This window comes from Roseomonas rosulenta, assembly GCF_016106005.1.
Lineage (GTDB): Bacteria > Pseudomonadota > Alphaproteobacteria > Acetobacterales > Acetobacteraceae > Neoroseomonas > Neoroseomonas rosulenta.
This window is the reverse complement of the sequence record NZ_JACADR010000222.1, coordinates 1-7,697: the sequence shown is the minus strand read 5'-3', so window position 1 is coordinate 7,697 and position 7,697 is coordinate 1. Positions and strand designations below refer to the sequence as shown.

General features: G+C 71.4%; 6 protein-coding genes and 1 pseudogene. 4 read left to right on the top strand and 3 right to left on the bottom strand.

All coding sequences use genetic code 11. The features are described from left to right. A pseudogene (locus HW578_RS20120) lies at positions 1 to 214 on the top strand (DUF1800 domain-containing protein); the annotation flags it as partial. Next, complete coding sequence (locus HW578_RS20115; protein ID WP_198372502.1) at positions 211 to 1,407, top strand: DUF1501 domain-containing protein; 1,197 nt, start codon at positions 211 to 213, stop codon at positions 1,405 to 1,407. The pseudogene HW578_RS20120 and the gene HW578_RS20115, both read left to right, overlap by 4 nt. A 5-nt stretch (positions 1,408 to 1,412) precedes the next feature. On the opposite strand, the gene uraH is transcribed toward HW578_RS20115, so the two are convergent. Both uraH and HW578_RS20105 read right to left on the bottom strand, forming a co-directional pair. After that, positions 1,413 to 1,775 carry a hydroxyisourate hydrolase gene (gene uraH / locus HW578_RS20110; protein ID WP_198372501.1) on the bottom strand — a complete coding sequence of 121 codons (363 nt, stop codon included), beginning with the start codon at positions 1,773 to 1,775 and terminating at the stop codon, positions 1,413 to 1,415. Positions 1,776 to 1,788: 13 nt separating this feature from the next. Continuing rightward, positions 1,789 to 2,970, bottom strand: a complete 1,182-nt coding sequence (locus tag HW578_RS20105) for a urate hydroxylase PuuD (RefSeq protein WP_198372500.1) — start codon at positions 2,968 to 2,970, stop codon at positions 1,789 to 1,791. A 194-nt stretch (positions 2,971 to 3,164) separates the two neighbouring features. Between HW578_RS20105 and serA the strand changes: the two genes are divergently transcribed. Next, a complete protein-coding gene (serA, locus tag HW578_RS20100) occupies positions 3,165 to 4,415 on the top strand; it encodes a phosphoglycerate dehydrogenase (protein ID WP_198372499.1) in 1,251 nt (416 codons plus the stop codon). A gap of 159 nt (positions 4,416 to 4,574) precedes the next feature. Here serA and HW578_RS20095 read toward each other — a convergent pair whose 3' ends face one another. Continuing rightward, entirely contained in the window at positions 4,575 to 5,597 is a 1,023-nt protein-coding gene (locus HW578_RS20095; protein ID WP_198372498.1) for an amino acid ABC transporter substrate-binding protein, read from the bottom strand. Positions 5,598 to 5,940: 343 nt separating this feature from the next. Here HW578_RS20095 and HW578_RS20090 point away from each other — a divergent pair, with 343 nt between their 5' ends. Further along, positions 5,941 to 7,605: a peroxidase family protein gene (locus HW578_RS20090; protein WP_198372497.1), complete on the top strand. Its 1,665-nt coding sequence runs from the start codon at positions 5,941 to 5,943 to the stop codon at positions 7,603 to 7,605. Positions 7,606 to 7,697 lie beyond the last annotated feature (92 nt).

Sequence of the window (7,697 nt, the reverse complement as noted above, 5' to 3'; positions counted from 1 at the left end):
CTCTCCCGATCTGCCGCCCGAGACCATGCTGCGCCGGGTCGAATGGGCCAACGGCATCTCGGCCCGCGGCCCCGGGCGCGACGCGGCGCCCCTGGCCGAGGCCGTGCTCGGCCCGCTGGTGCGCCCCGAGACGCTGCGAGCGGCGGCGCGGGCCGGCTCGGCCCGGGAAGCCCTGACCATCGTGCTGACCAGCCCGGAGTTCCACCGCCGATGAGCCACCTGCCCGCCTTCGGCCGCCGGACCGCGCTGCTCGGCCTCGCCGCCGCCCTCACCCTGCCGCGCGCGCGCGTCGCCTTCGCCCAGGCGCCGGGCGAGGCACGCTTCGTGGTCGTGCTGCTGCGCGGCGGGCTCGACGGGCTGTTCGCCGTGCAGCCCTATGCCGAGCCGGCCTTCGGCGAGCTGCGCGGCCCGCTCGCCCTGCCGGAGCCGGGGCAGGAGGGCGGGCTGCTCGACCTCGGCGGGCGCTTCGGCCTGCATCCGCGCATGACCAACCTGCACGCGATGTATGCGGCTAACGAGGCGCTGATCCTGCACGCGGTCGCCGGCAACTGGCGCACCCGCAGCCATTTCGACGCGCAGGACCTGCTGGAATCGGGGGCCGACCAGCGCCTTGCGAGCGGCTGGCTGAACCGCGCGCTCTCGGCCATCCCGGACCGGCCCGGGGCGCAGCACACGGGCCTCGCGGTCGGCACCGACATGCCGCTTCTGATGCGTGGGCCCGCGCCTGTCGCCAACTACGCCCCGCGCGGCAGTGCGGCACCGCCGCCCGACCTGCTGGCCCGCGTGGCAGAACTCAACGCCGCCGACCCCGTCACCGGCCCGGCCATCGCCGAGGGGCTGCGCATCCGCGGCTACGCAATCAGCACGCTGGGCGATGCCGCGGCGATGCGCCCGCAGCCGGGCGGGGCCTTCCGTGCCCTGGCCCTGTCCGCCGGGCGGCTGCTGTCGCAGGCCGATGGGCCGCGTGTCGCCGCCTTCGAGCTCTCGGGCTGGGACACCCATGCGCAGCAGATGAACCGGCTGAACGCGCCGCTGTTCCAGCTGGATGAGGGCTTCGGCGCGCTGAAGGAATCGCTGGGCGAGCATTGGCGCCGCACCGCCGTGCTGGTGGTGACCGAGTTCGGCCGCACCGTGCGGGTCAACGGCACCATGGGCACGGACCACGGCACGGGCGGCGTGGCCTTCCTGCTGGGCGGCGCCGTTGCGGGCGGCAAGGTCGGCGGAAACTGGCCGGGGCTGTCGCGCGACAGCCTGTTCCAGGACCGCGACCTGGCGCCGACCACCGACCTGCGCAGCATCGCAAAGGGCCTGTTGCGCGACCACCTGAATCTGGGCGGGCCGGCGGTGGCCCGCGCCTTCCCGGGCAGCGACGCGGCCGCGCCGATGGGCGGGCTGCTGCGCGTCTGAAGCCGCTACGACCCTCGATAGGTCGAATAGGACCAGGGCGTGCAGAGCAGCGGCACATGATAGTGCCCGCCACCCTCCGCCAGGCCGAAATTCACCGCCACCACATCGAGGAACAGCGGAACGGGCGCGAGGCCGCGCGCGGTGAAATAGGCGCCGATGTGGAAGCGCAGCTCGTAGCGCCCGGGGCGGAAGCTGCCCGGCGGCAGCAGCGGAGCCGCCGTCCGTCCATCGGCATTGGTGAGGGTCTCGCTCAGCGGCGCCGGGTCGGGGTCCATGCGCCAGAGCGTGATGCGCACGCCCTCGGCCGGAATGCCCTCGGCCGTGTTGAGCACATGCGTCGAGAGCGTGCCGGGTGCCTTGCCTGCCATGGTGATGCCGCCCCTATTGCGCCGGCGCGCCGGCCGCGACCCAGGCCAGCAGCTTCGCCCGCTCCTCGGACGTGATCTCGGTGAGGTTGCCCGGCGGCATCGCCTCGGTCTGCACCTGCTGGCGCATCGCGGCCGCCCAGCGGCGGATCTGGGGCGGGCTTTCCATCACCACGCCCTTCGGCGGGGCGGCGAAGCCCTCCTGCGTCGGGCGCGCGGCGTGGCAGGAGACGCAGCGCGCGGCGACGATGGCCTGCACCTCGGCGAAGGGCGGCGCCTCGGCGGCAACGGTGGGACGGTCCGGCGCGCCGGTCCAGACCAGCAGCGCGATGACGGCCGCCGCCGCCGCGGGCAGCCAGGCCGGGTTCGCCCCCTTTTGGCGCAGCACGAAATACTGCCGCACCAGCGCGCCCGAGAGCCCCACCGCCAGCAGCACCAGCCAGTTCCAGCGCGACTGGTAGGTCATGGGGTAGTGTGGCGAGATCATGATGAAGATGACCGGCAGCGTGAGATAGGTGTTGTGCACGCTGCGCTGCTTGCCCCAGCGCCCGTATTTCGGGTCGGGTGCCTCGCCGCGCTGCATTGCCGCGACCATCCTGCGCTGACCGGGGATGATCACCATGGCCACGTTCGCCACCATGATGGTGCCGGTCATCGCGCCGACCTGCAGGAAGGCACCGCGTCCGCCGAAGATGTGGCACGCCACAAAGGCCACGACGGCCAGCGCCAACGCGCCGATGACGCCCAGCAGCGCCTCGTTCTCCCCGTATTTCGACTTGCACAGCAGGTCGTAGCCGACCCAGCCACCCACCAGCATCGCCGCGCTGATCAGCACCGCGAGCCAGGCCGGCATGTCCAGCACCGCCGGGTCCACCAGATAGGTCGACGCCTGCACCCAGTAGATCAGGACAAATAGCGAGAAGCCGCTGATCCAGGTCCAGTAGGCCTCCCACTTGAACCAGTGCAGCTTCTCCGGCAGCCGCTCCGGCGCCAGCAGATACTTCTGCTTGTGGTAGAAGCCGCCGCCATGGATCGACCACTGCTCGCCAGCCACCCGCGGATTGCCGTCCGCCGGCTTGTCCAGCTGGTTGTCGAGCCCGATGAAGTAGAAGGACGTGCCGATCCAGGCGATGCCCGTGATGACATGCAGCCAGCGCAGCAGCAGGTTGGCCCAGTCCGAGAGATAGGCGACGTCCATCGAAGCATCCCCGCGCGGCAAGCCCCCGCCGCTGCACTGCACCATGGAGCGCCGGCGCAGCGCGAGGCAAGGGTGGGGTGGGGCGGCGCCCCGGTGGGCCAGGGGGCAGCGCCCCCTGGCAGCGCCGCCCACCGGACACTTGCCCCCGGCCCGCGGCCGGGGCACGAAGCGCGCCCTGGAACCGAGCATCCCTCATGTCCCCTGCCCGTCTTTCCCTCCCCAAGGACAAGATCCGCATCCTGCTGCTGGAAGGTGTCTCCGACAGTGCGGTCGAGCGCCTGGCCGATGCCGGCTACAGCAATGTGAAGCGGGAATCGAAGGCGCTGGACGGCGCGGCGCTGCTGAAGGCGGTGAAGGGCGTGCACGTGCTGGGCATCCGCTCGCGCACGCAGGTCACGGCCGAGGTTCTGGAGGCCGCCGACCGGCTGTTCGCGATCGGCTGCTTCTGCATCGGCACCAACCAGGTGGCGCTGCAGGAAGCGACCATGCGCGGCGTGCCGGTGTTCAACGCGCCGTTCTCCAACACGCGTTCGGTCGCCGAGCTCACGCTGGGTGAGATCGTGATGCTGATGCGCGGCATCTTCCCGAAGTCGAACGCCGCGCACAAAGGCGAATGGGACAAGTCGGCGGCGAATTCCTGGGAGCTGCGCGGCAAGACGCTCGGCATCGTCGGCTACGGCAACATCGGCTCGCAGCTGAGCGTGCTGGCCGAGGCCTTCGGCATGCGCGTGATCTACTGGGACCGCACCGGCAAGCTGCCGCACGGCAATGCGCAGCCCATGACCTCGCTGCACGCGCTGCTGGCGGAAGCGGATGCGGTGACGCTGCACGTGCCCGAGACGCCCGAGACGATGAACATGTTCGGACGCGCCGAGATCCGCGCCATGAAGAAGGGCGCGGTGCTGGTGAACAACGCCCGCGGCACCATCCTCGACCTCGACGCACTGGCCGAGGCGCTGCGCGACGGCCATGTGCTGGGCGCGGCGGTCGATGTGTTTCCGGTCGAGCCGGCGCGCAACGGCGAGCCCTTCGTGAGCCCGCTGCAGGGCCTGCCCAACGTGATCCTCACCCCGCATATCGGCGGCAGCACCGGCGAGGCGCAGTGGCGCATCGGGGAGGAAGTCTCCCGCAAACTGATCGAATACTCCGATACGGGCGCGACCTTCGGCGCGGTGAACTTCCCGCAGGTGGAACTGCCCGCGCGCCCGTCCGGCGCGCGCTACCTGCATGTCCACCGCAACGTCCCCGGCGTGCTGCGCCAGGTGGACGAGGCCTTCGCGCGCCGCGGCCTCAACATCTCCGCGCAGTTCCTGCAGACCTTCGGCCAGGTCGGCTACGTGGTCATCGACAGCGACAACGCCCGCGCCCAGGCCGAGGAACTGCTCACGGAGTTGCGCGCGATCGAGGGGACGATCCGCGCGCGGCTGGTCTACGAGAGGCGCTGACCGCACGGCAACCGGAGCCGCCGGCGCGCGTTGTGTGCGTGACGCAACCGCGCAAGGAGGACCCACGCCATGAAATCGATACTGCTCTGGCTCCTCGGCGTGCCGGTGGTCGTCATCATCCTGCTGAACGTGTTCGGCGTGCTGCGCTGACCCCCTCGGTCACCGGATCGGCATCGCGTACATCAGCCCGCCGCGCGTCCAGAGATCATTCACCCCGCGTGGCAGCCCGATGGCCGACCCGCTGCCGAGGTTGCGCTCGAAGACCTCGCCGTAGTTCCCCACCGCCTTGATCGCGTTGTAGGCCCAGCGCCGATCGAGCCCCATCAGCGGCCCGTGGTCCCCCGCATTGCCCAGCAGCCGGCGGATCGCGGGGTTCGGGCTGGCCAGCATCTCGTCGACATTGGCCTGCGTGACGCCCAGCTCCTCGGCCTCGATCAGCGCGAAGATCGTCCAGCGCACGATGTCGAACCACTGGTCGTCGCCGTGGCGCACCGCGACGGCCAGCGGCTCCTTGCTGATGATGTCGGGCAGGATGACGTGCTCGTTCGGGTCGCGCAGCGCGGTGCGGATGCCCGCGAGCTGCGAGGCATCGGTGGTGAAGGCGTCGCAGCGGCCGGAATTGTAGGCGTTGCGCGTCTCCTCGTTCTGATCGAACACCAACGGCTGGACGCGGACATTGTTGGCCCGCGCCCAGTCCGCGAGGTTGAGCTCGTTGGTGGTGCCGGAGGTCACGCAGATGGTCGCCCCCGCCAGCTGCCCGGCGCGCTGCACGTTCGCCGAACGCCGCACCATGAAGCCCTGGCCGTCGTAGAAATTCACCGCGGTGAAGTTCAGCCCGTTGGCGGTGTCGCGCGTATGGGTCCAGGTCGTGGTACGCGGCAGCACGTCCACCTGGCCCGATTGCAGCGCCGGCAGCCGCGCCTGGGATGACAGCACGGTGAAGCGCGCCTTCGCCGCATCCCCCAGCACCGCGGCGGCAATGGCGCGGCAGGTATCGGCATCGAGCCCGCGCGTGACACCCTGGCTGTCCAGCACCGAGAAGCCAGGCGCGCCGGGATGCCCGCCGCAAATCAGCGCATCACGCTGGCGCACGGTGGCCAGCGTCGGCCCGGGCGATGCGGTCTGCGCGACGGCAGTGCCCGCGATGCAGGCGGCGAGGGTGGCGAGGATCGGCAGGCGCATGGCGTTCGTTCTCCGGTTGGCGCGGCGCCGCGCGCCCCGCCGGCGCATCCTACAGCGGGATTCGCCGCGATGGATCAGGCCGGAGCATCCATTCGACGGGCCGCTCCATGGCCCCGTCGCCCGGCGGCCATCGCGGCGCGCACCGACACCCTGCGCGCGTAGCCGCCGACCGAACCGCAACGCCCGCCTGCAAGCAGTCGGAATGACCGCGGGCACGCGTGTGCCCAGGCCCCTGAAATCACTAACCAATGGTTGTGCTCCGGGTCACCGCGAACCGGCGATGACCGTGCCTAGCCTCCTGCCCGCCGCCCGCCCCTCCCGGCGGCTTTTGCAGGAGAGCGCCATGACCAAGCGTCACAACCGCACCCTCTTCTATCTCGCCGATAGCGGCCGCATGTGCGGCGAGGTCGATCGCCCGGCCACCCCGGCGGAGCAGCAGCGCGCCTTCCGCTTCTCGCGGATCGTCGAGAGCGGCACGCCCCCCGCCTCCGACGCGCTGCTCGAGGCGCTGGCCGACGGCATGACCCGCGCCGCCCCCGACACCGACAGCCCCATCCCGGCGGGTTTCACCTACCTCGGGCAGTTCGTCGACCACGACCTCACCCGCGACCGCACGCAGGTGAGCTTCGGCACGTCGGTGCCGCCCGACCAGCTCGTGCAGGCGCGCAGCCCGGCGCTCGATCTCGACAGCGTCTATGGCGAGGGCCCGCAGGCCGCCAGCTCCGCCGCCTTCTACCAGGCCGACGGCGTGCGCCTGAAGCTCGGCACCACAAAGAAGTCGGGCAACCCGCCCATCGAGAGCCTCGACCTCGACGGCTTCGACCTGCCGCGAAAGGGTGCGGCCGGCCCGCCCGAGGAAGCCCGCCAGGCGCTGATCGCCGACCCGCGCAACGACGAGAACCTTGTCGTCGCGCAGACCCACCTCGCCTTCCTGCGCTTCCACAACGCGGTCTGCGACCGCCTCGCCGGCTCCACGCCCTCCGCCCTGCTGTTCGAGCGCGCGCGGGAGATGGTGGTGAAGCACTACCAGTGGATGCTGCGCTTCGACTTCCTGCCGCGCATCGTCGACCAGGCGATCATCGACGACGTGTTCAGCATGGGCCGCCGCTTCTTCGAGGTCGGCGCGCAGGGCTTCCCCACCATGCCGATCGAGTTCTCGGTCGCCGCCTATCGCCTCGGCCATTCCATGATCCGCGAGAAGTACGACTGGAACGCGGTGTTCGGCCCCGGCGGGTCGATCGGCGATTTCGGCACGCTCGAGAACCTGTTCCGCTTCTCCGGCACCTCGGGCAACCTCTCGCCGGGCTCCGATCTCAACAACCCGATCGACGGCCCCTTCGAACGCCTGCCGACCAACTGGGTGGCCGACTGGACGCGGCTGTTCGACTTCGCGACCGACGGCGTGCCCGCCCTCGCGCCCGAAGCCGGCCACACGGTCAACAAGGCGCGCCCGATCGACATCCGCCTGACCGACCCGCTGCGCACGCTCCCGCTCGGCTCCTTCGGCGCGCGCGGCGGCGGGCTCGCAGTGCCGCCCGCGCAGCTCAACCTCGCCTTCCGCAACCTGGTGCGCGGGCGGATGGTGCGCCTCGCCACCGGCCAGGAGATGGTGAACGCGATGCAGGATGCCGGCCTCGCCATCCAGCCGCTGACCTCGGCCGAGATCCTCGGCACCGAGTTCGCCGGCCTGTCGCAGGCGCTCAAGGACGAGCTCGTGACCGCCACGCCGCTGTGGTTCTACGTGCTGCGCGAAGCCGGGCTGCGCGGCGGCAGGATGGGCAGCATCGGCGGGCGCATCGTGGCCGAGGTCTTCCACCGCGCCATCGAGGGCAGCACCCATTCGATCCTGCGCGACCCCTTCTTCTCCCCCACGCTCGGGCGCGTGGCGGGGATGTTCCGCATGACCGACCTGCTCGGCCTCGCCTACAACGCCGCGGCGGGCGAGCTCCGTCCGCTCTCGGTGAACGCGCCGCGGCCGAATGCGGCGCAGATGCAGCCCTCCGGCTGACGGCTTGCGGCGGCGCGCGGGCTCTGCCGCGCGCCGTCACGCCACGCGCGCGCGCCCCGCCAGGCCCTGCACCGCCGCCGTCGCGCCCAGCG